Raw genomic sequence first — 22950 nt, forward strand, 5'->3', positions numbered from 1 at the left:
GCAGGCTTGCCTCAGGGTGCGTCACACGAGGCGGGCGAGCGCGTCGCGGCCGCCAGCGAGGTAGGCGCGCCAGCCAGAATCGGCCCCCGCGAGATGGCTCCACTGGGCGCCCCAGGTCTCCGGCGCGGGCACGGCCCGGTCGGCGCGCACCGCGCGGAGGGCCTCCCCGAGGGCCGCTACGGCGCCCTCGTGGTACTTCGCGGCGGGGAGCCGTTCACGCGACAGCGTGCAGAGGCTGTCACCCGCGGCGGTGGTGGCGAGGGCAGCTAATGCCGCAGCGCGCGCCTCCGCGATCGTCAGTTCGCGCAGGTGCAACGCTCGTCAGCCGAGAACGGCGCGAGGGCCTCGTCGACGTGCTGGCCGCAGCCAGTCCAGGTGACCTTGCCGCAGGTGGAGCAACGGATGGGTGAGCACATTGTGCGGTCCTTTCGATCGGGAGGGCGAGCAGACGCCTCCCCGACAGAATACCCCGGGGGGTATTGGCGCGCAAGGAGCCCTTAACGGCGGATGCCCGTGGTTCGCACCACGGGCATCCGGTCGTTCGCGACGAATCGCGACGCGATGAGCGCTTACGCGCCGAGTCCGACCGCCGAGACGGCGGTCGGCGCGACTCGCGCGACGCCCAGAAATGGGCGTCGCCGCTAAACGAGTCGCGCTTGCAGGTTCTCGTCGAGGGCTGCGAGGAAGTCCTCGGTCGTCAGCCACTCCTGGTCGGGGCTGACGAGCAGCGCCAGGTCCTTCGTCATCTTGCCGCTCTCGACGGTCTTGATGACGACGTCTTCGAGGGTCTCAGCGAACTCGATGAGCGCGGCATTGTCGTCGAGCTTGCCGCGGTGCATGAGACCGCGGGTCCACGCGAAGATCGACGCGATCGGGTTCGTCGAGGTGGGCTTGCCCTGCTGGTGCTGGCGGTAGTGACGCGTCACCGTGCCGTGCGCCGCCTCCGCCTCGACGATCTTGCCGTCGGGGGTCGTGAGCACGCTCGTCATGAGGCCGAGCGAGCCGAAGCCCTGCGCGACCGTGTCGGACTGCACGTCGCCGTCGTAGTTCTTGCAGGCCCAGACGTAGCCGCCCTCCCACTTCATGGCGCTGGCCACCATGTCGTCGATAAGGCGGTGCTCGTAGGTGATGCCCGCAGCCTCGAACTTGTCCTTGAACTCGGTCTCGTAGATCTCCTGGAAGAGGTCCTTGAAGCGGCCGTCGTAGGCCTTCAGGATCGTGTTCTTCGTCGACAGGTAGACGGGGTAGCCGCGCGAGAGGCCGTAGTTCAGCGAGGCGCGCGCGAAGTCGATGATCGACGCGTCGAGGTTGTACTGCACCTGCGCGATGCCGTCACCCGGGGCCTGGAAGACCTCAAACTTCTGGGGCTCGCCGCCGTCGGTCGGGGTGAACTCGACGGTGAGCGTGCCCTCACCCTTGAACAGGAAGTCGGTGGCGCGGTACTGGTCGCCGAAGGCGTGACGGCCGATGATGATCGGCTTGTTCCAGCCGGGCACGAGGCGCGGGATGTTCGAGATGATGATCGGCTCGCGGAAGATGACGCCACCGAGAATGTTGCGGATCGTGCCGTTCGGGCTACGCCACATCTTCTTCAGGCCGAACTCTTCGACGCGCGCCTCGTCGGGCGTGATCGTCGCGCACTTCACGCCGACGCCGTGCTTCTGGATGGCGTGGGCGGCGTCGATCGTGACCTGGTCGTCGGTCTCGTCGCGGTGCTGAATGCCGAGGTCGTAGTACTCGAGCGTGATGTCGAGGTAGGGGTGAATCAGGCGATCCTTGATGAACTGCCAAATGATGCGGGTCATCTCATCGCCGTCGAGTTCGACGACGGTGCCTTCGACCTTGATCTTCTCCATGCGGGGGCCTTTCGGTTGGGTCTGTCGCACGTCGGTGGGGCGCCCACGGCGGAGGATGCGCGGCAGGCGCGGCCGCAAAGCGGCCAGGGGCACGGATGCGCGCCGCAGGCCAGCCTACCGTCTCGACCGAATTGTCTCGACATCGAGATAACTGTTCACCCGGCAGACGGGTGCGTCCTCTACCCTGGGGGCCATGGGTGACTTGCGCGTAGAAGAGTTGTCGGCGAAAACCATCGTGGCTGCGAACGGCCTCACTCTGCGCCCGGGGCAAGAGCAGTACGTCACGCCGGTCTCGTACTCAGCGAACGACGCCTACCTGAACCCCACGACGACCTGGGCGCGCGTGGTCCTCGATGGCGACGAGGTCGTCGGCTTCGTGCGCGGCAACTTCGATCCTGACAACCCGCGCGAGGAGTTCCGCTCGTGCGTCTGGCGCATCAACGTCGACGCGGGCGCGCAGGGCCGCGGTGTCGGCCGGTTCGCCGTGCGGCAGCTCGCCGAAGAGGCGCGCTCGCGCGGCTTCGAGACCCTGCACGTGATCTGGGAGACCGGCGACGACGGTCCCGGAGAGTTCTTCCGCCGCATCGGCTTCGTCGAGGTCGGAGAGACCGAGTACGGCGAAGTGATCGGAAAGCTGGCCATCTGAGCGACGAACTCGACTTCGCGGGCGCCGTACTCACCATCGTCGAGTTGATCCCGCCGGGGCGCGTCATGACCTACGGCGACGTCGCTGCCACCCTCGGCTCGCGCGGTGCGCGCGCCGTCGGCCGGGTAATGGCTGAGTCGGGCGGCACGGTCGCGTGGTGGCGCGTGATCCGCTCCGATGGCAGACCCCCGGCCGGCCACGAAGCGGATGCCGTGGCCCAGTACCGCGCGGAAGGCACGCCCCTGCGCGCCGAGGTCGCGCACTCCGGTGCCGACCCGATGAGCGTGCGTGTTGATCTCGCTCGCGCCCGGTGGGAGCCTGACCTAGACTGACGGAATGCAAGCGCTTGCAACCCGCGCCGGCCGCACCGTCGCCTCCGGCATCGCCGCCACCGTCGCCGCCGGCCTCCTCGCCGGATGCGCGCCCACGACGACCGCGCCCGAGCCGCAGGGCACCCGCGATGCGGGCATCCTGCTGTTTCAGTGGACGTGGAACGCCATCGCCGACGAGTGCGAATACTTGGGCGACGCAGGCATCGACTGGGTACTGACCAGCCCGCCGCAAGAACACGTCGTCCGCGACGAATGGTGGGTGCACTACCAGCCCGTCAGCTACCAGATCGAGTCGCGCCTCGGAACCCGAGACGAGTTCGCCGCCATGGTCGCCACCTGCGCCGAGCACGACGTCGACATCGTCGCCGACGCCGTCGTCAACCACATGACCGGGCTCGGAACGCCCGGCGTCGGCTGGGCCGGCAGTGAGTTCGAGCACTTCCGCTACCCCGGCATCTGGGAGCCCGACGACTTCCACCAGTGCACCGAGTCGCCCACCGGCGAGATCATTGACTACCGCGACGCCGACGAGGTGCGCAACTGCCGGCTCGTGAACCTCGCCGACCTCGCCACCGGCACCGAACGCGTGCGCGAAGGGCTCCGCGGCTACCTCGACGACCTGCTGAGTCTCGGCGTGAGCGGGTTCCGCATCGACGCGGCCAAGCACATGCCGCCCGAAGACATCGCGGCGATCATCCGCGACCTGCCGGAGGGGGCGCGCGTGTATCAGGAGGTGATCCGGGCATCCAGCGAACCGATTCAGCCCGAGGAGTACCTCGACAACGGGCCGTCGTGGGAGTTCCTCTACGCCCGCACGCTGAAGAGCATGGTCGACTCGGGGTCGCTGAACCCGCGCGTCGTGTTCGGGCCCGACGGCGGCTCGGTGCCAAGCGAGCTCGCCATCTCGTTCGTCGACAACCACGACACCGAGCGCAACGGCGAAACCCTGTCGTACAAAGACGGCGACGCCTACCTGCTGGGGCTCGCATTCATGCTCGCCCACCCGTACGGAACGCCCCAGCTCTCGAGCGGCTACGCCTTCGAGGGGCGGGATGCTGCTCCGCCGCTGCAGGGTGACGGTCGCGTCGCCGACGCCTCGTGCGCCGACGCGGCCGACGCGCCGAAGCCGCGGTACGAGCCCGGCGAGTGGGTGTGCCCGCAACGCTGGACCGGCGTGACGGGAATGCTCGCGTTCCGCTCCGCCGTAGGGGGTGCGCCGCTCACCGACGACGTGCGGTTCGACGGCGAGTTGCGCGCCCTCTCGGGCTTTGGCCGCGGCGAGTACGGGTACATCGCGTTCAACGGCGGGCCGCTCGACCTCGAGGGGCGGTTCGAGACCTCGCTGCGGGCGGGCACGTACACCGACGTGTTGTCGGGTGAGGCGGTCGAGGTCGACGAGTCAGGGGTGTTCACGGCGGTGGTGCCGGGCCGCGGCTTCGTTGCGCTGCACGTCGGCGCCGTGGAGCGCTAGCGCGCGGTCCGCGGCGTGAGGCGGGCGGCGCGGGGTGCTTGCGCGCCGCCGCACGGGGTGCTCTCGCGCCCACACGCGAAGGCACGCCCGCTCGAACTGTAGGAACTCCTACATCAGGAACTCGTACCGGATGCGACACCTCGCACCACAGCGACAGTGCGAGGTGTCCGAACCCGTGAGACGTGAGGCACCACCGCTCCCCGCGGGTGACCGCCGCCGTTACCGGCCCCACCCTCGGCAAGGCACGCCGAGGGTTGCCGCGCACGTGCACTGTTGCGCGTGCGCCACACCCTTCGGCGTACCTCGGCGGCCTACCCGCTCGAACTGTAGGAACTCCTACACGAGGGACTCGCGCCACGCGGCGTGCAGCTGGGCGAACTTGCCCGCCCCGGCGATGAGCTCGGCAGGGCTGCCGTCTTCGATAATGCGGCCGTGCTCCATGACGAGCACGCGGTCGGCGATGGCCACGGTCGACAATCGGTGGGCGATGATCACCGCTGTCCGGTCGGCGAGGAGCGTCTGCAGCGCCTCCTGCACAAGCCGCTCGCTCGGAATGTCGAGCGACGCCGTCGCCTCGTCCAGGATGAGCACCGTCGGGTCGGCGAGGAACGCCCGCGCGAACGAGATCAGCTGCCGCTGCCCGGCCGAGACGCGCCCGCCCCGCTTGTTCACGTCGGTGTCGTAGCCGTTCGGCAGCGAGGTGATGAACTCGTGCGCTCCGACGGCGCGGGCCGCCGCCTCGACCTGCTCGCGTGTGGCGTCGGGCTTGCCGAGGGCGATGTTGTCGGCGACCGTGCCCGAGAAGAGGTAGGCCTCCTGTGTCACCATGACGATCGCGCGCCGCAGGTCTTTCGGGTGAAGCTTGCGCAGGTCGACGCCGTCGAGGGTCACGCGTCCCTCGCTCGGGTCGTAGAAGCGCGCAATGAGTTTCGCGAGCGTTGACTTGCCGGCGCCCGTCGTGCCGACCAGTGCGATCGTCTGGCCGGCCGGGATGTCGAGGTCGAAGTCGGGCAGCACGACCGCCTCGTCGGTGTACTGGAAGCGCACGCCCTCGAATCGCACCTGCCCCTTCGCCCGCCACAGGTCGATGGGGGTCGTGGGATCGGGCACGCTCGGCGTCTCTTCGAGCACTCCCGAGATCTTCTCCAGCGCGGCGGCGGCTGACTGGTACGAGTTGTAGAACATCGCCATCTCTTCGGCGGGGCCGAAGAAGTTGCGCACGTACAGCAGCACCGCGATGAGCACGCCGATGCCGAGCGAGCCGTCAACGACGCGGAATGCCCCCCACAGCAGGGCGGCGGCGACCGCGACATTACCGATCAGCACGAGGCCCGGGTCGAAGATGCCGAACAGCCGAATGACGCGGGCGTTGGCGTCGCGGTAGCTCTCGACGTGGTCGCCGAACTCGCGCGCGTTGCGCGGCTCTTTTCGGAACGCCTTCACCGCACGGATGCCCGTCATCGTCTCGACGAAGTGCACAATCAGGCGGGCGGATGCGACGCGCGTCAGGCGGAACATCTTCTGCGAGCGCACTTGGAACCAGCGCGTCAGCATGAGTAGCGGGATGAGCGCGGCGGCGAGCACGAGACCGCTCGGGGCGTCGAGCAGGATCAGCGCTCCTGCCGTGAATCCCATGTAGAGCAGGCCGGACACGAGCTGGTTAATGCCCGAATCGAGGAGCTCGCGAATCGAGTCGAGGTCGCTCGTCTGCCGCGAGATGATACGCCCCGACGTGTACGACTCGTGGAACTCGAGACTGAGGTTCTGCGTGTGCAGGAACACCCGCTTGCGCAGGTCGATGAGGATCGCCTGGCTGATGCGCGCGCTCATCACCTGGTACCACGCAATCGTTGCGGCGCCGACGAGGGCGGCGAAGACGAAACCTCCGACGATGAGGGCGATGGGCATCCAATCGCCGTTGTCAACGACGGCGGGCAGCCCGCGGTCGATGCCGAGCGCGATCAGTGCGGGTCCGGCGACCTGCAGCGCCGTCGAGAAGACAACAACGACCATCGCAAAAATGATGCGGCCGCGCACGGGGCGCAAGAGCGACCCGAGCAGGCGCAGCGAACGGCGGCGAATCTGCCGCGACTCCTCCTTCGTGTAGTTGTCGCGCTCTTCTCCGGCGACTCCGACGACGCTCATCGCTTCACCTCCCCGTCTCGTTCGAATCCGTCTTTGTCGATCACCCGAGCCTCCCGCGCCGTGGCCTCCTGCACGCGCGAGGCCTCTTCTGCCAGGCGCAGGTCGCGCGCGTCGCGTTCGGCCTGCGCGAGCTCTTCGTCTTCGAGCGACGAGATCACGTAGCGGTAGTGCTCGTTGCGGGCGAGCAACTCGCTGTGGGTGCCGACGTCGGTGATCCGGCCCTCCTCGAGCAGAGCGACGCGGTCGGCCATCTGCACGGTCGACGGGCGGTGGGCGACGATGAGGCCGGTCGTGGTCGCCAGCACCCGGCGCAGCGCGGCCTCGACGAGGGCCTCGGTGTCGACGTCGAGCGCACTGAGTGGGTCGTCGAGCACGAGCACGTCCGGCTTCGCCGCGACCGCGCGGGCGAGCGCGAGGCGCTGGCGCTGACCACCCGAGAGGCTCATCCCCTCCTCACCCACGACGGTGTCGGCGCCATCGGGCAGGTCGTACACGAAGCCCGCCTGCGCGATGTCGAGGGCCTCGGCGAGCACACGATCGGCTTCCTGCTGCACGGCGGGGTCGTCGCTCGCGAACTCGGGGCGGCCGAGCAGCACGTTGTCGCGAACGCTCGACGAGAACAGCGTGGCGTCTTCGAACGCCATCGCGATGCGCCGCCGCAACTCCTCGCGCGTCAGGTCGCGAATGTCGACGCCGTCCAACAGGATGCGCCCACCGGTCACGTCGTACAGCCGCGTCGTCAGCGCCGTCAGCGTCGTCTTGCCGCTTCCTGTGATGCCGACGAGCGCCATGGTTTCGCCGGGCTCGAGCTCGAGCGTGATGCCGTCGAGCTGGTCGCGCTGGTCGGCGGGCGCGTCTTGATAGCGGAACCGCGCATCCTCGAAGACGAGACGACCGACCGGCCGCTCGACAGAGCTCGGATGCTCGGGGTCGGTGATCGTGTTCACCTCGTCCATGACGTCAAAGAACCGGTCGACGGCGCTGCGCGTGTCGAAGGTCATGGCGAGCAGGAAACCGATCGACTCGATGGGAAAGCGCAGCACGGTCGCGGTCGCGAAGTACGCGAGCAGCTGACCAACCGTGAGCTGATCGGCCGCCGCCAGCGCGACGCCGCCCAGTAGCGAGAGAGCGAATGCCGCATCGGGAATAAGCACGAGCCAGAACCAAATGCCGGCGATCGCCTTCGCCTTGCGGATCTCGAGCGTGCGCAGCATCTCGGCCTGATCGGCGAACTTCAGCAACGAATGCTTGCCGCGGCCGAAGGCCTTGAGCACGCGGATGCCGTGGACACTCTCTTCGACGGCGGTCGCCAGGTCGCCCTGCTGGTCTTGCACGCGCCGGGCGATGACCGAGTACTTCTTCTCGAACACGTAGCCGTATACCCAGATGGGAATGGACGTGACGAAGAAGAGCAGGCCCAGCCAGATGCTCCAGTTGAGCAGCACGACGATGCCGATGAGGATCGTGATGATGTTGACCACGAGCAGCACGAGGCCGAACGAGATCCAGCGGCGGATGAGGTTCAGGTCGCTGACGGCGCGCGACAGCAGCTGGCCGGACTGCCAGCGATCGTGGAAGGCCACGGGCAGGTCTTGCAGCTTGGCGTAGAGGCCGTTGCGCATGCGCGCTTCGATGTGCGTGCCGGGGGTCAGCACGAGCCAGCGGCGCAGCATGATCATCGCGGCTTCGACGACGCCGAGCACGAGCACGATGATGACCGCGGGCCAGATGCCGACCGGGTCGCGGTCGGCGAGCGGGCCGTCGACGAGGCCCTGCAGCACGATCGGAATGAGCAGGCTCACCACGCCGGCCGCGAGGGCCGCAATCATGCCCCCGATGATCCACGGCACCGCTGGCTTCGCGTACGGGTAGATCCGCGCAATGGCGCGATAGGTGCTCAGTTCGCTCTTGCGGGGCGCGGCGGATGGTGCTTCAGCGGTCGACACGACGGTGTTCCTCGTGACTCGGGCGCGGACGCTCGTGGCGCACCGCGGTGGTGGACGTCATGCCACCCGCGGGACACCGGGGGTGCCGGGCCGCGGGCAGCCTTGCAGACTATCGCCTCAACTTCGCGCACGCCAGCGCCAATTCCCGACGCGCCGCAACAGGGCGAGAAACGCTGATCGGGATGTGCGTGATCAGTGGAAGAAGTGACGCTCGCCCGTGAGGTACATCGTCACGCCGGCCGCCTGGGCCGCGGCAATGACCTCCTCGTCGCGCACCGATCCTCCGGGCTGCACCACGGCGCGCACGCCCGCGTCGATCAGCACCTGCAGGCCGTCGGCGAACGGGAAGAACGCGTCGGAGGCGGCGACCGAGCCGCGGGCCCGCTCCCCCGCGCGCGTGACGGCGAGGTGGCACGAGTCGACGCGGTTGACCTGACCCATGCCGACGCCGACTGAGGCGCCGCCCGCGGCGAGCAGGATCGCGTTCGACTTCACAGCGCGGCAGGCCCGCCAGGCGAAGGCCAGGTCGGCGAGCGTCGCCTCGTCGGCCGGCTCGCCCGAGACGAGCTGCCAGGAGGCGGCGTCGGCGAAGTGACGGTCGGGGCGCTGGGCGAGGAAGCCGCCGGAGAGTTGGCGCAGCTCGAGCGCCTCGGGCGCGAAGTTCTCGGGCAGCTGCAGCAGCCGCAGGTTCTTCTTCGCCTGCAGCACTTCGAGGGCGCCGGGCTCGAAGCCGGGGGCGACGACGACCTCGGTGAAGATCGGTGCGATCGACTCGGCGGCCTCGCGGGTAACGACGCGGTTCGCGGCGATCACGCCGCCGAAGGCCGACACGGGGTCGCAGGCGTGCGCGGCGGCGTGCGCCTCGGCGATCGTCGCCCCGACGGCGATGCCGCAGGGGTTCGCGTGCTTGATGATCGCCACCGCTGGCTCGTCGTGGTCGAAGGCGGCGCGCAGGGCCGCGTCGGCGTCGACGTAGTTGTTGTACGACATCTCTTTGCCGCCGAGCTGCGTCGCCTGGGCGATGCCCGCGCCGCCGACGGCCGGGTACAGCGCCGCCGCCTGGTGGCTGTTCTCGCCGTACCGCAGGTCGGCGGCCTTGTCGACGGCAATGCGGATGCTCGCGGGCAGCCCCGCAGCCCCGCTCGCACCGTCCGCGTCCTGCTCCGCGACCCGCTCGGCCAGGTAGCTGGCGACCGCCGCGTCGTACGCGGCGGTGTGTGCGAAGGCCTTCGCGGCGAGGCGGGTGCGGAAGGCGAGATCCGTGCCGCCGGTGCGCACCGCATCCAGGACGGTTTCGTAGTCGGCCGGGTCGACGACGATCGCGACGTTCGGGTGGTTCTTCGCCGAGGCGCGCACCATGGCGGGGCCGCCGATGTCGATCTGTTCGATGACGGCGAGCGGTTCGGCGCCCGAGGCGACGGTCTCGACGAACGGGTACAGGTTCACGACGACGAGGTCGAAGGGCGCGAAGCCGAGCTCGGCGAGCTGCCGCTCGTGCCGCTCGAGGCGCAGGTCGGCGAGCAGCCCGGCATGCACCGCCGGGTGCAGGGTCTTCACCCGGCCGTCGAGCGATTCGGGAAACCCGGTGACCTCGGACACTTCCGTGACGGGGTGGCCCGCGGCGGCGATCGTGGCGGCGGTCGACCCGGTCGAGACAAGTTCGACGCCCTGCTCGACAAGGGCGGCGGCCAACTCGACCAGCCCCGTCTTGTCGCTCACCGAGATGAGGGCGCGGCGCACGGCCACGGCGTCGCGGGGGCGGTAGTCGGCAGCGTTGGGGGTGGGGGCGGCCACGGGGCTCCTTCTTAGGCGGGTGAACGAGGGCTGGTGAGGTCGATGGTGCCGTCGGCGATGCCGCGCACGACGTCGGCGAGCAGGCGCCGCTCGACAGGCTTGATGCGGTCGTGCAGGGTCGCCTCATCGTCGTCGGGCAGCACGGGCACCCGTTCTTGAGCGAGGATGGCTCCCGTGTCGACGCCCGTGTCGACGACGATCACGCTCGCGCCCGTCTCGGTGACGCCGGCGGCGAGCGCGTCGCGCACGCCGTGCGCTCCGGGAAACTCGGGGAGGTACGCGGGGTGCGTGTTGATCAGGCGCGGCGCGAAGGCCGCGACGGCGCGCGGCGGCAGCAGGCGCATGAGCCCGGACAGCACGACCAGGTCGGGCTCGTGCGCGGCGACGGCGGCAACGAGGGCATCGCCCCAGCTCTCGCGATCGGGATGCTCGGTGAACGGAACGACGAACGCCGGAATTCCGCGCCGTCGAGCGTGATCGAGACCTCCCGCCTCGCGGTCGGCGCCGACGGCGACAATCTCAGCCGGGAAGTCGGGAGCGTCGCATTCGACAAGCAGCGCGGCGAGGTTCGACCCGCCGCCCGAGATCAGAACGACGACCCGCAGCACGCCCTTAACGCTAGCGGCTGGCGGCGAGCCTCTCGGCCACCACAGCTATAGCCGTGCGGCATAGTCTCGGGCTTCCTCAATCGTGAGGCCCGGGCCAACCCAGTGTAGGTAGTAGCAGTTTTCGATGATCACGTGGATCTGTATCTCGCCAGGATCGCCTACTGGCATAACGAGTCGGGGAGCTCCATCCACTCGGACGACTGCCGATTCGGGCCAGTTGTCAACGTCATCATTGCCTTCCCCTGCCGCAGTGCGGGCATCGGCGCCGACAGCTTGAACAACCCGATCCAGGCCCTCACCCCACTGGACCCGATCGCCGCTGTCCGCTTCGTCCCCCTCAACGGGGCGTGGATCGCCCACGGGCGCGCCACTCGGAAGTTCCGCGGGGGCGACGATGGCGCACTCCTCCCGTGCCGCCGAGTCTGGTGATTCCCTTCCTGGAGAATCGCCTGCGCCAGGGGGTGTTTCGCTAGATGTGTTGGGCGAGCAACCGGCAAACAGGGGGACAGCAAAATAGCAGAACACCACGATTGCCCAACACCGAATCACGAAGGACATCATTGGGCTCCGATCACTAGAGTGATACTCCCTCAATTCAGAGGTTAGAGCATCCTCAGATCTGAAGCAATTGTCGCTAGCGGCTGGCGGCGAGCCTCTCGGCCACCACCTGCTTCGCTCCCCCGGCGAGCAGGCCGAGCGGGATCGTGATGGCGGCGATGACGAGCATCCAGAGGCCGACCTCGAGGGGGTCGGGGCCGACGACGGCGAGCCGGCCGGGGCCGGCGGCCCCCGACGCGAGGAAGGCGAGCGCGGCCATGACGGCTCCCGCGACGACGCCGGCGAGCACTCCGGCGAGCGCCGCCCACCCCTCGGGGCGGCGGTCGGGGCCGAGCACGTCGAGCAGGCGCTCGCGCAGCATGACGCCCGCGACGAATGACGCGATGACGGGCACGAGCAGTACGAGGAAGCCGGGGGCGAAATCGGGCGCGGGCAGCGCGCCGAGCACGGGAATCGCAGGAACGGGTCCGAGGCTCACCCCGAGCGGGCTGACCGATGACCCGGCGCCCAGGGCGAAGCCGGGGCCGACGAGGTAGCTGGTCGTCCAGATGACGATGCTCGGCAGCAGGGCGAGCTGGGCGAGGGTGAGGGCGATGCCGCCGAGTACGCCCGACTGCACGCCCTGGTAGAGAGCGATCACGTCGGTGAAGCCGAGGAACAGCGCGAGCGTCGTGACGAGGGCTCCCGCGGCGACCACCGTCGCGACGCTAGCGACACCGGCGCGCACGACGACCTCGGCGACGCCGCGAACGGCGACCGGGATGAGCCCCCACAGCTCGCGAAGACGCACGCGTGCCGGATTCGTCGCCCCGATCGACCCGATGGCAAGGCCCAGCCCGTAGACGAGGCCGGGGAACAGCGTCGCCTGCACCGGGTCGGGGGTCGCCCCCGGGTTCGCGACGAGCCACTGGATGAGGGCCGAGAGCGCCACCACCCCGGTCACCGCCACCAGTTCGCCGATGATGCGGTGCGGGTGCTCGCGCAGGCGTCGTCCAAGCCGCACGCCCAAGAGGGCGGTGATCAGCAGAAACCCGGTGAGCGCGAGGGTGATGGTGAACGGGTCGCCCGCGGCCTCGATTCCCAGGCCAGCGACCGTTTCGGCGTCGAGCTGAACGGTGACGGCGACGCCGTGGCCGAGCATCCAGATGATGGCGCCGGCCTTCCAGAGGTCGATGAGGTCGACCTGGAACTCGAACTGCACGGCCCACATCACGGTGAGTACGGTGAGCGGCACGCCCGCGCCGGCGGCGACGACGAGCAGCGCCTCGAGGGCGGAGAAGAAGGCGGTCGCACGGCGGGTCATGTCGCCCGCGAGCCTACGGGCGTGCGAGCCCTAGCCGAGTGCGGCGCGCGCCGCGGCCTTCGCCTCGGCCGGGTCAGCAGCGCTGAGGGCAGCCTCAGCGGCGCGGCGGCAGGCGGCGAGGTCGGCGTCGCCCAGCCGGGCACCCACCCGCGTGATGGCGCGGGCCGCCATCGACAGGCTCGTGACGCCGAGGCCGACGAGCACGCACGCCAGGTCGGGGTCGGCCGCCGCCTCACCGCACACGCCGACGGGGGTGCCGGAGGTGTCGCGGCTCGCCTCGCCGATCATTCCGATGAGGCGCAAGAGCGCGGGCTGCCACGGGTTCGCCAAGTCGGCGAGGTCGCCCGACTGACGGTCGGCGGCGAGCGTGTACTGGGCGAGATCGTTCGTGCCGAGGCTGACGAAGTCAACCTCGCGCATGATCTCGACGGCGGTGAGCCCGGCGGCGGGGGTCTCGATCATGACGCCGACCGTTTCCAGGCCCGCGGCGCGGGCCCGCGTGACGAAGTCGCGTGCCTCGGCAACGGTCGCGACCATGGGCGCCATGACCCAGACGTCGGCGCTCGTCTCGCCCGCCGCGCGCGCGATGGCCCGCAGCTGTCGTTCGAGCACTTCGGGGTGCCGCCGCGCCGTGCGGAGGCCGCGTACGCCGAGCGCGGGGTTCGGCTCGTCGTCGTTCGTGAGGAACGGCAGTGGCTTGTCGCTTCCCGCGTCGAGGGTGCGCACCACGACCCGCTGGCCGGCGAAGCCGTCGAACACCTCGCGATAGGCCTCGACCTGCTCGTCGATGCTCGGCTCGGTGTCGCGGTCGAGGAAGCAGAATTCGGTGCGGAACAGCCCGACCCCTTCGGCGCCGCGCTCGACGGCGCGGGCCACGTCACGAGGGGCTCCCACGTTCGCGCCGAGCAGCACCCGGTGGCCGTCGCGCGTCTGGCCGGGGCCGTCGAACGGCGGCAGGGTGATGACGCCGGTGGCGGTCGCCTGCGCCGCCTGATCGGGGCGCACGACGACCTCGCCGGTGTCGCCATCGACGAGCAGGAGGTCGCCGTCGGCGATGGCCGTGGCCTCGGGATACCCCACCACGGCGGGGAGCCCCAGTTCACGGGCGATGATCGCCGTATGCGAGGTCGGCCCGCCGTGCTCGGTGACGAGCGCGAGACACACGGCCGGGTCGAGCGCGACGGTGTCGGCGGGGGCCAGATCGTCGGCCACCAGGACGAACGGGTCACGTCGATCAGGAACGCCGGGGGGCTCTTCCCCTCGCAGCTCCGCGATGAGCCGGTTGCGCACATCGGCGAGGTCGGTCGCGCGCTCGGCGAGCAGACCACCGGCTGCCCGGTACTGCTCGGTCAGTTCGGCGGCAACCTGCCACACCGCGCGGGTGGGCGTGAGCCCTTCCTCGCGGATCGCCGTGTCGGCCGGGCCGATCAGGGTGGGGTCGGTTGCCATGTCGGCGGTCGCCTCGAGCACGGTGCGACGCTGACCGGTCACGCTCGCGCCGCGCTCGCGGTAGCGGTCGGCGACGCGGATGCTCGCCTCGCGCAGCAGAGACACGGCCCCCTCACGCGCGTCCTCGGGAACGCGGTCACTCGCCGAAGGCTCGCGCACGGTGCGACGCAGCACCACGGCGGGTCCGACGACACGGCCGGCGCTCACTCCGATGGGACCGGTGGGCGTCGGCTCGACGGCCACCGAGTCGGATCGGCCAGCCCCAGCGCTCGACGCGTCCCCCTCGCGCGCAGTGCCGCCATCGGCGTCGGCGGCGAGCTCTTCGCCAAAGCCCTCCTCGATCAGCGCGCGGATGCGTTCGGCGGCGGGGGCCGCATCAGTGCCGGTCGCCTGAATGCGCACGACTGTTCCCGGCCCGGCGGCGAGCATGGCGATCCCGATCGGGCTCGCGGCCGATACCGGCGGGCGTTCCGCGTGGTCGTCGCGCAGCAGGGTCACCTCGGCGTCGTACTCGGCAACGGCGGCCGCGATGACGGCCGCGGGGCGCGCGTGCAGGCCCGCGACATTGCGCACGGTCGCCGACAGCGTGTGCCCGTCGAGGGGGGCCGCCGACGGGGCGGGCGTCGACGTCGCGCCCCGCGCATCCCCTGCTGTCTCGTCGGCCGTCGGGGCGAGGTGGTCGGTTTTGGGGCGCAGAGCCCCGGCGGCTTCCTCCGCAACCTCCGACAGCGACGCTCCCCCGGCCGCGCGAACGACGGCGGCGAGAAGGCCCTCGACGAACGGCGCGGCGACGAGCCGCGTACGCTCGGCCAGCTCAGGATCGATGAACTCCAGCGCGAGTTCGGCGCTCATGATGGCGGAACCCAGATCCATGATCACCGCGACCCCGTCGCCGGAATCGGCCTCGGCGATGGCCTCGGCGATGCGTGCGGCGTCGGTGCCGATCTCTCCGTCCGCCGTGCCCGCCGCCGCGATGACGGCGGGGGCTCCCGACGCTGTCATCTCGAGGGCGAGCGCGATCGCCGCCTCCGCAAGGGCCGGACTGTGGGAGACGGCGACAACACCGACGGAGGTCATGCGGCGACGACCTCCGCGAGGGCGTCAAAGAGCATGGCCGTGGAGGTAGCGCCGGGGTCCAGGTGCCCGGCGCTCCGGTCACCGAGGTAGCTGGCGCGGCCCTTGCGGGCAACGAGCGGCTCCGTCGCATCGCGGCCCGCTGCGGCCGCATCGCGGGCGGCGGCCGCCGCCTCGGCGAGGGACGATCCCGAGGCGAGGGCAGAATCCCACGCGTCGATCGCCGGTGACATGGCGTCGAACATCGTCTTGTCATTCGCTTCGGCCTTGCCGCGCGCGACGACGCCCTCCAGCCCGGCCCGGAGCGCGGCGGCCAGCGCGGGGCCGTCGCACTCCGAGACCGAGCCGGCAGCCATGCCGAAACGGAGGAAGAACGTACCGTAAAGCGGTCCGCTGGCACCCCCCACCGACGTTACGAGCGTCATACCGACGGTCTTGAACAGCTCGTCAGCGGTGCTCGGTGCGGCAGCACCCACCTTCTCCATGACGGCGGCCATTCCTCTGGCCATGTTGGAGCCGTGATCGGCGTCGCCGATCGCCGAATCCAACTCCGTGAGGTAGGCCTTGTTGTCGGTGACGCGGGCGCGGAACGCCTCGAGCCACGCGGTGAAGCCGTCAATGGTGATGGTGGTGCTCATGGTGTCCTCCGATGTCGATTCGAGTTGGGTCGTGCCGCGTCTCAGCGACCCCAGCGCAGGCCCGGCGTTTCGACGGGCGCATCCCAGAGCGAGACGATCTCGTCGTCGGCGCGCAGCACGGTCACCGAGCATCCCGCCATGTCGAGCGACGTGATGTAGTTGCCGACCAAGCTACGGGCGACGGTCACGCCGTGCTTCTCGAGGATGCGGGCCACCTCGCCGTACATGAGGTACAGCTCGATGAGCGGCGTGCCGCCCATGCCGTTGAGCATGACGATCGTCGGCGCCCCACCGAAGTCGAGATCGCCGAGGATCGGTTCGACGAGTTGCTCGGCCACGTGTGAGGCGTCGGCGAGGGGAACACGCTGGCGCCCCGGCTCGCCGTGGATTCCGATGCCGATCTCCATCTGGTCGTCGGGCAGGTCGAATGTCGGCTTGCCAGCGGCCGGCACCGTGCAACTCGTGAGCGCCATGCCCATCGAGCGGCCTTCCGCATTGACCTTCTCGGCCAGGGCGACGACCTCGTCGAGGCTGCGACCCTGCTCGGCCGCCGCTCCGACGATCTTTTCGAGCAGCACGGTGAGGCCAACGCCACGCCGGCCCGCCGTGTACAGCGAATCCTGCACGGCGACATCGTCGTTGACCACGACAGTCTTGACGTCGACGCTCGCCTCCATCGCGGCGAGCTCGGCCGCCATCTCGAAGTTCATAACGTCGCCGGTGTAGTTCTTCACGATGTGCAGAACGCCGGCGCCACGGTCGACCTCTTTGGTGGCGGCCTGCATCTGGTCGGGCGTCGGTGAGGTGAATACCTCGCCGGCGCACGCGGCGTCGAGCATGCCGAAGCCGACAAAGCCACCGTGCAGCGGCTCGTGGCCGGAGCCGCCACCGCTGACAAGCGCGACGGTGCCGTGCTCTTTCGGAGTGGCGCGGTAGATCACGCGATTCTCATGGTCGACGCGCTGTTCGGGGTGCGCGGCTTCAATACCGCGCAGCGCGTCCGCCAGAACCGACTCGGGGGAGTTGATGAGTTTCTTCATTGAACCTATCCATCCTGTTTCGCGAGGGTCTCGGTGAGACCAGTGTGGTCGTGTCGCGCGACAGCCGCCAGGTCGTCGCACGACCGTCTCAGGTCAGGGCTACATTGCCCGCTCATAGCCACATTTTCTGGAACACTATTCGACAATGTCGAATATGCTCTGAGAATCCTCGCGCTGTCAAGGGCAGGATGCCCGGTCAGAGGGCACCGTCAGCCGCATAATGGGCCAGGCGACCGAAGGGGGTCAGGTGATCCAAGCGATTGACCGCGCGGCACGGGTGCTCGCGTCGCTGCAGGGTGCCCGGCACCTCGGCATCACCGAACTCGCCGGCATTCTCGAGCTCCCCCCGTCTACCGTGCACGGCATCGTGAAGTCGTTGCAGGCTCACGGGCTCGTCGCGAAAGAGCCGGGCAGCCAGCGCTACATGCTCGGCCCCGCCCTGTTGAAGCTCTCGAACGTCTACCTCGACACCCTCGACGTGCGCGCGCGGGCCATGCGCTGGACACGGGAACTGGCCCGGCGCACCGGGCTCTCGACGCGGCTGGGGGCCGAGCTGTTCGACGAGGTCATCATCATCCACCACAACCGCCGACCCGACGGCAGTCAGCAGATGCTGGAGACCGGCATCACGATCCCCGCGCACGCGTCGGCGCTCGGCAAGGTCCTGCTCGCCTACCATCCGAGCGCCGCCGACGAACTGCTCGCGAAGCCGCTGCGCAGCCTGACCGGCGACACCGTCACCGACCCCGCGACGCTGCGCCTGCAGCTCGCCGGCGTCGCGGAACGCGCCCTCGCCATGGAGGAGGACGAGGCGGTGCTCGGTGAGTCCTCGGTCGCCGTACCCGTCGCCGATCGCAGCGGTGCCGTCATCGCCGCGGTGTCGGTCGTCATGCCCTCGAGCGAGTGGCCGCCGGAGGCGGGCGTCCTGAACGACCTGCGCGAGACCGCGCGCAACATCTCGCGCGAGCTGGGCTACACCGAGTGGCCGCCGAAGGTGATGCCGCGCGACGACTGATCCCAGGTCAGCACGGCGCGCCTGAACGCCGACGGCCCCGGCGCGCAGGGCGCAGCCGGGGCCGTCGAATTCGGGATGCTGGTCTACAGCCCCTGAATGATCTCGCGCATGAGGGCGGCCGTCTCGCTCGGCGTCTTGCCGACCTTGACTCCGGCGGCCTCGAGGGCCTCCTTCTTCGCCTGGGCGGTGCCCGCCGAGCCGGAGACGATGGCGCCGGCGTGGCCCATCGTCTTGCCCTCGGGGGCGGTGAAGCCGGCGACGTAGCCGACGACCGGCTTCGTCACGTTCGCCTTGATGAAGTCGGCGGCGCGCTCTTCGGCGTCGCCTCCGATCTCGCCGATCATGACGATCGCCTTCGTCTCGGGGTCAGCCTCGAACGCCGCGAGCGCGTCGATGTGCGTGGTGCCGATGATCGGGTCGCCTCCGATACCGATGGCGGTCGAGAAGCCGATGTCGCGCAGCTCGTACATCATCTGGTACGTCAGGGTGCCCGACTTCGACACGAGACCGATCGGGCCCTTGCCGGTGATCGTCGCCGGCGTGATGCCGACGAGCGACTCATCGGGCGTGATGATGCCGGGGCAGTTCGGGCCGATGATGCGGGTCGTGTTGCCGTGCGCCTTCGCGGTCGCCCAGACGTCGGCGGAGTCCTGCACGGGGATGCCTTCGGTGATGATCACGAGCAACGGAATCTTCGCCTCGATGGCCTCGATCCCGGCGTCCTTGGCGAAGGCCGGAGGCACGAACGCGATCGACACGTCCGCGCCGGTGGCCTCCATGGCCTCGGCGACCGAGCCGAACACGGGCAGCTCGACCGAGCTGCCGTCCTTCGCGGTGTGGGTGACGGTCGTCCCGGCCTTGCGGGCGTTCACGCCGCCGACGACCTGGGTGCCGGCCTTCAGCATGAGGGCCGTGTGCTTGGTGCCCTCACCGCCGGTGATTCCCTGGACGATGACCTTCGAATCCTTGTTGAGGAAGATCGACATGTTCTTCTCTCCGTCCTTACTTCGCAGCCAGCTCGGCAGCCTTATCGGCGCCCTCGTCCATGGAGCTCGCGATCGTCACGAGCGGGTGGTTGGCATCGGCGAGGATGCGACGACCCTCGTCGACGTTGTTACCGTCGAGACGGACGACGAGCGGCTTGGTTGCCGAGTCGCCGAGGATCTCGAGGGCCTTGACGATGCCGTTCGCGACCGCGTCACACGCCGTGATGCCGCCGAAGACGTTCACGAACACGCTCTTGACCTGCGGGTCACCGAGAATCACGTCGAGACCGGCGGCCATGACCTCGGCCGAGGCGCCACCACCGATGTCGAGGAAGTTGGCGGGCTTCACACCGCCGTGGTTCTCGCCGGCGTAGGCGACGACGTCGAGCGTCGACATGACGAGGCCCGCACCGTTGCCGATGACGCCGACCTCGCCGTCGAGCTTGACGTAGTTGAGGTCGTGCTGCTTGGCCTTCGCCTCGAGCGGGTCGGTCGCGGCCGCGTCTTCGAGCTCGGCGTGGTGCGGCTGACGGAACGCGGCGTTCTCGTCAAGCGTGACCTTGCCATCGAGGGCGATGATGTCGCCGCCCCCGGTGAGCACGAGCGGGTTGACCTCGACGAGAGTCGTGTCTTCCTTGTCGAAGACCTCGTAGAGAGTGACGAACACGGGGGCGACCTTCTCGATCAGCTCCTCCGGGAACTTCGCGGCGCGCGCAATCTCGCGGGCCTTCTCGAGGTCGATTCCCGCGATGGGGTCAACCTCGATGCGCGCAAGCGCCTCGGGGCGCTCCTCAGCGAGCTGCTCGATCTCCATGCCGCCCTCGTAGCTGCACAGCGCGAGATACGAGCGGTTGGCGCGGTCGAGCAACACCGAGAAGTAGAACTCCTGGGCGATGTCAGCGCCGGCGGCAACCATCACTCGGTGAACGGTGTGGCCCTTGATGTCGAGGCCGAGGATGGCCTCGCCCGCGGCTTCCGCGTCGTCGGGGGTCTTGGCGACCTTGACGCCGCCGGCTTTGCCGCGACCGCCGGTCTTGACCTGGGCCTTGACGACGGTGACGCCACCGAGCTTCTCAGCCGCGGCGCGCACCTCCGCCGGGGTGTCGGCGACGATGCCCGGCAACACGGGAACACCGTGCTTCTCGAACATGTCGCGGGCTTGATACTCGAAAAGATCCACGCTTGTTCATCCCATCCGCGTGCGAGTGACAGGGGTCAGCGGCCGAAATCGTTGCCCCGAGATTTCTCGATGTCGAGACAAATCGGCCTCTGCCAGGGTACTCCTGTTCGCGGAGGGAATTGTTCGCGCGACCATTCATCGGGATGCTCGCCGCGAGCATCCCGAATTCACGCCCGTCGGGTGCGTGCCCGGCGCAGCCGCCACACGTTGTGGCCATCCTCCTGCGCGTAGGCGACGTGGTCGACGAGCGCCGAGATCAGGGCGAGGCCGCGCCCCGACTCAGCGTCGAGCTCGGGCATCTCGGCGCCGGCCAGGTGAATATCACCCGGCTCCCCCGTGTCGCGCACCGTGATCTCGATGGCCTCCTCGGCCACAACGATCGTGAACTCGCACGCGAGTCCGCTTCCGTCGCTGTCGGCATGCTGCATGACGTTCGCCGCGAGCTCGATCAGTGCCGTCTCGATGCTGATGCGATCCAGCTCAGAGACGCCCTCGGTGTCTGGCCACAGCTCGGCAAGGAAGTCGTGGACCGTGTTGACGTCTCCTGGCGGCGTTGTCAGCCGCACCGTTCGACGCAACGGCTCAGGCATCACCGTACGCAATCTCGACGCTGTCGTACGGCGTGAGCACTCGCTCGAGATTGGTCAGAGATAGCACCAGCTTCACCTGCTCGTTGGCGCCGGCGATGCGCAGGTCGCCCCCGGCCTGTCTGGTGGTCTTGAGCCCGCTGATCAACGCGCCGAGACCCGACGAGTCGATGAATTCGACGCCCGAGAGATCGACAGCCACCCGGGCGCGACCGCTGTCGACAATCGAGGCAACCGCCTCACGGATTCCGGGGGCGGCCACCATATTGAGGCGACCCTCCGGCTTGAGGATGACGATGCCTCCCGGCCCGTCGACCATCTCAACGTTCACGCTGTAGCCCCTTCCACCGTCTCGTCTGCACGGTACCCGCGGTACCGCACCGCGTGCACGAGAACACTCAAAATCAGCAGGTCAAAGACAACCCACCCCACGTTGATAGCCGTGCCGATCGGCTCGCCGATGCCGAGCACCAGCCGCACAATGCCCACCACCGTGGCAATGACCAGCAAGATCGCCACGGCGAGCTGCGGCCACACCAGGCGTAGCGACGCGCGCCCGCCGGGTCCGGACTTGTCCGTGACGACGAAACTCAACGGCTTGCCAAACCACACGTTCGCAACGGCCGAGGTGACGGACCGGATCCAGACCGGAAAGAGCGCGAGGCTGTACTGCTGACCGCGCCAGGTCGACAGACCCCGGCTCGCCACGAAGAACAGCAGCTGGCTGATGATCAGGTAGGGCAAAAAGCGCAGGAAGAACTCGAGCGCGGTGGACGAGACGGGCAGAACTCCGGCGACGAGGAAGATGATGGGAGCCGCGAAGAAGGCAAGCGCGGCGAAGCCGCTCAGGTAGCTCCACATCGTGGCGAAGTAGAGCGTGCGCTGCGGAAGGCTCAGGCCCTTCTGCGTCCACGGGTTCTCGCGCAGCATGACCTGAATCGTGCCCTGCGCCCAGCGCAGACGCTGCTTCATCATCGTGCCGAGATCTTCGGGGGCAAGCCCGTCGGCAAGGGTCTCGTGGTGATAGACGCTGGCCCACCCCATGGCGTGGAGGCGCATCGACGTCGCCATGTCCTCCGTCACCGAGATGGTGGCCAGCGGCATGAGCGGTTGCGCTTCGTCGTCACGGTCGACGTCGATCGACCGCAAGAGCCTCTGCACCGAGCTGAGTGCACCCAAGGGGCTCAGTTCGCGCGCGGTCAGGGCGTCGACGTTGCTGCCTACGTCAGTGACCACGTCAAAGTCAGCACGCGTCTCGAGCTGGAGCTCGCCAATCGCCTCGAGGTCCTGCGCGATGAGCGCCATATCTGCGCTGACCAGTTCCTCCGAGACGCGCGTGATCGTCTGTTGCAGGCGGTAGGTGATCGACGCCAATGATTCGGAGTGATCGCGCACTGCGCGACGCGCCTCGAGAACCGCGACGCGAATCTGGTCGAGGGCCGCAGCAACCCGAGGATCCGCTGTCGCTTCGGGCCGCCGCCTTGCGCGACGCAACACGCGCGACGCGCCTCGCAACGCAGTCGTGACAGCCTGTTCAAGCTCGATGACGTACCGCGAGATGCCCAATTGCATGAGCGCCTCGCGTCGGAGGACCGCATTCGAGCCGCAAAAGAATGCCGCGTTCCAGCCGTCTTTACCCTGCTGGATCGGCCCGTAAAACAGGGGCGCCTGACTACCGAGCGGGTCATGGTCGGGCACATTGACGAACTCTTGGGGAGTCTGCACGAGAGCCACCGTGCGCTTCGTGAAGTACCCCAGGGTGCGATCGAGGATCTGAGGCCGAGGCACCTGGTCGGCGTCGAGAATGAGCAGGAACTCGCCATCAGTCTGCAACAGGGCGTTGTTGAGGTTGCCCGCCTTCGCGTGGAGCGGGCGGTTCTCCCAGCCCGGGCCGCGCGTGATGTAGCCGACCCCGAGTTCATCAGCCATCGCCTTCATGGCCGAGCGGTTGCCGTCGTCCAGCACGTACGTGCGGTGCGGGTAACGGATACGGGTCGCCGCCTCGGCCGTGCGTCGAACGAGGTCAACGTCTTCGTTGTACGTCGTGATGAACACGTCGACTCGCAACCCCGGTGGCGGAGCGGGGGGCGATGGCCGCGACTTCGCTCGCCACAGCGTGAATCCGAAAAAGAAGACGTCGATCAGCGCGTAGGTTTCTGCGAGAACGAGCGGAATCGCAATCCACCAGGCATCAAAGTTGAGCGAGAACAGCCAGCGCCAGCCGATGTAGATCGTGCCCGAAATGAGTGTCAGAAGCACGAGTGCGCGCATGATGACGAAGCGAGTCGTGGCCCCGCGTTCCGTCACGCCCTGATCGACCGG

The 22950-nt window shown here is 68.9% G+C and carries 20 protein-coding genes; 5 read left to right on the plus strand and 15 right to left on the minus strand.

Annotation, left to right across the window (positions count from 1 at the left end; genetic code table 11):
• Window positions 1-21: 21 nt before the first annotated feature.
• Together ACK4SC_RS05045 and ACK4SC_RS05050 are read right to left on the minus strand one after the other, a co-directional pair.
• Window positions 22-315 (minus strand): hypothetical protein, encoded by a 294-nt coding sequence (locus tag ACK4SC_RS05045; RefSeq protein ID WP_409615529.1) that lies wholly within the window; start codon window positions 313-315, stop codon window positions 22-24.
• A 326-nt stretch (window positions 316-641) separates the two neighbouring features.
• On the minus strand, window positions 642-1856 hold the full coding sequence (locus tag ACK4SC_RS05050; RefSeq protein ID WP_409615531.1) for an NADP-dependent isocitrate dehydrogenase: 1215 nt from the start codon (window positions 1854-1856) through the stop codon (window positions 642-644).
• 193 nt (window positions 1857-2049) lie between these two features.
• Here ACK4SC_RS05050 and ACK4SC_RS05055 point away from each other — a divergent pair, with 193 nt between their 5' ends.
• From ACK4SC_RS05055 to ACK4SC_RS05065, 3 genes are read left to right on the plus strand one after another with little or no spacing between them, the layout of a single operon-like run.
• Window positions 2050-2502, plus strand: a complete 453-nt coding sequence (locus ACK4SC_RS05055; RefSeq protein WP_409615532.1) for an N-acetyltransferase family protein — start codon at window positions 2050-2052, stop codon at window positions 2500-2502.
• The gene (locus tag ACK4SC_RS05060; RefSeq protein ID WP_409615900.1) at window positions 2499-2834 is read left to right on the plus strand and encodes an MGMT family protein; all 336 of its coding nucleotides are present in this window, start codon (window positions 2499-2501) and stop codon (window positions 2832-2834) included. Before ACK4SC_RS05055 ends, ACK4SC_RS05060 begins: the two co-directional genes overlap by 4 nt.
• A 4-nt stretch (window positions 2835-2838) precedes the next feature.
• Complete coding sequence (locus tag ACK4SC_RS05065) at window positions 2839-4305, plus strand: alpha-amylase (protein WP_409615534.1); 1467 nt, start codon at window positions 2839-2841, stop codon at window positions 4303-4305.
• 336 nt (window positions 4306-4641) lie between these two features.
• Here ACK4SC_RS05065 and ACK4SC_RS05070 read toward each other — a convergent pair whose 3' ends face one another.
• From ACK4SC_RS05070 to purN, 4 genes are all read right to left on the minus strand, one after another.
• The gene (locus tag ACK4SC_RS05070; RefSeq protein WP_409615536.1) at window positions 4642-6450 is read right to left on the minus strand and encodes an ABC transporter ATP-binding protein; all 1809 of its coding nucleotides are present in this window, start codon (window positions 6448-6450) and stop codon (window positions 4642-4644) included.
• On the minus strand, window positions 6447-8279 hold the full coding sequence (locus ACK4SC_RS05075) for an ABC transporter ATP-binding protein (protein WP_409615903.1): 1833 nt from the start codon (window positions 8277-8279) through the stop codon (window positions 6447-6449). Before ACK4SC_RS05075 ends, ACK4SC_RS05070 begins: the two co-directional genes overlap by 4 nt.
• Before the next feature lie 309 nt (window positions 8280-8588).
• Window positions 8589-10190 carry a bifunctional phosphoribosylaminoimidazolecarboxamide formyltransferase/IMP cyclohydrolase gene (gene purH / locus ACK4SC_RS05080; RefSeq protein WP_409615537.1) on the minus strand — a complete coding sequence of 534 codons (1602 nt, stop codon included), beginning with the start codon at window positions 10188-10190 and terminating at the stop codon, window positions 8589-8591.
• 11 nt (window positions 10191-10201) lie between these two features.
• Window positions 10202-10798 (minus strand): phosphoribosylglycinamide formyltransferase, encoded by a 597-nt coding sequence (gene purN / locus ACK4SC_RS05085; protein ID WP_409615539.1) that lies wholly within the window; start codon window positions 10796-10798, stop codon window positions 10202-10204.
• 132 nt (window positions 10799-10930) lie between these two features.
• Between purN and ACK4SC_RS05090 the strand changes: the two genes are divergently transcribed.
• Window positions 10931-11227 (plus strand): hypothetical protein, encoded by a 297-nt coding sequence (locus tag ACK4SC_RS05090; protein WP_409615541.1) that lies wholly within the window; start codon window positions 10931-10933, stop codon window positions 11225-11227.
• Between the two features lie 205 nt (window positions 11228-11432).
• Here ACK4SC_RS05090 and ACK4SC_RS05095 read toward each other — a convergent pair whose 3' ends face one another.
• The 4 genes from ACK4SC_RS05095 to dhaK are packed head-to-tail and all read right to left on the minus strand — an operon-like array spanning window position 11433 to window position 16860.
• Window positions 11433-12659 carry a DUF6350 family protein gene (locus tag ACK4SC_RS05095; RefSeq protein WP_409615543.1) on the minus strand — a complete coding sequence of 409 codons (1227 nt, stop codon included), beginning with the start codon at window positions 12657-12659 and terminating at the stop codon, window positions 11433-11435.
• A gap of 30 nt (window positions 12660-12689) precedes the next feature.
• Window positions 12690-15185, minus strand: a complete 2496-nt coding sequence (gene ptsP / locus ACK4SC_RS05100) for a phosphoenolpyruvate--protein phosphotransferase (RefSeq protein ID WP_409615544.1) — start codon at window positions 15183-15185, stop codon at window positions 12690-12692.
• A complete protein-coding gene (gene dhaL, locus ACK4SC_RS05105) occupies window positions 15182-15820 on the minus strand; it encodes a dihydroxyacetone kinase subunit DhaL (protein ID WP_409615546.1) in 639 nt (212 codons plus the stop codon). Before dhaL ends, ptsP begins: the two co-directional genes overlap by 4 nt.
• A 41-nt stretch (window positions 15821-15861) precedes the next feature.
• Entirely contained in the window at window positions 15862-16860 is a 999-nt protein-coding gene (gene dhaK, locus ACK4SC_RS05110) for a dihydroxyacetone kinase subunit DhaK (RefSeq protein WP_409615548.1), read from the minus strand.
• Window positions 16861-17107: 247 nt separating this feature from the next.
• Here dhaK and ACK4SC_RS05115 point away from each other — a divergent pair, with 247 nt between their 5' ends.
• Window positions 17108-17875: an IclR family transcriptional regulator gene (locus tag ACK4SC_RS05115; protein ID WP_409615550.1), complete on the plus strand. Its 768-nt coding sequence runs from the start codon at window positions 17108-17110 to the stop codon at window positions 17873-17875.
• A gap of 83 nt (window positions 17876-17958) precedes the next feature.
• On the opposite strand, the gene sucD is transcribed toward ACK4SC_RS05115, so the two are convergent.
• The 5 genes from sucD to ACK4SC_RS05140 all read right to left on the minus strand — a co-directional run bounded on the left by sucD (window position 17959) and on the right by ACK4SC_RS05140 (window position 22899).
• Window positions 17959-18861 carry a succinate--CoA ligase subunit alpha gene (gene sucD, locus ACK4SC_RS05120; protein WP_409615553.1) on the minus strand — a complete coding sequence of 301 codons (903 nt, stop codon included), beginning with the start codon at window positions 18859-18861 and terminating at the stop codon, window positions 17959-17961.
• Window positions 18862-18877: 16 nt separating this feature from the next.
• The gene (gene sucC / locus ACK4SC_RS05125; protein ID WP_409615556.1) at window positions 18878-20041 is read right to left on the minus strand and encodes an ADP-forming succinate--CoA ligase subunit beta; all 1164 of its coding nucleotides are present in this window, start codon (window positions 20039-20041) and stop codon (window positions 18878-18880) included.
• Window positions 20042-20208: 167 nt separating this feature from the next.
• Window positions 20209-20631 (minus strand): ATP-binding protein, encoded by a 423-nt coding sequence (locus ACK4SC_RS05130; RefSeq protein ID WP_409615559.1) that lies wholly within the window; start codon window positions 20629-20631, stop codon window positions 20209-20211.
• On the minus strand, window positions 20624-20947 hold the full coding sequence (locus ACK4SC_RS05135) for an STAS domain-containing protein (RefSeq protein ID WP_409615905.1): 324 nt from the start codon (window positions 20945-20947) through the stop codon (window positions 20624-20626). The genes ACK4SC_RS05130 and ACK4SC_RS05135 overlap by 8 nt, the downstream gene beginning before the upstream one ends.
• Before the next feature lie 8 nt (window positions 20948-20955).
• Entirely contained in the window at window positions 20956-22899 is a 1944-nt protein-coding gene (locus tag ACK4SC_RS05140; protein ID WP_409615908.1) for a glycosyltransferase, read from the minus strand.
• Window positions 22900-22950 lie beyond the last annotated feature (51 nt).

Source organism: Microcella sp. (assembly GCF_046293215.1).
Classification (GTDB): Bacteria; Actinomycetota; Actinomycetes; order Actinomycetales; family Microbacteriaceae; genus Microcella.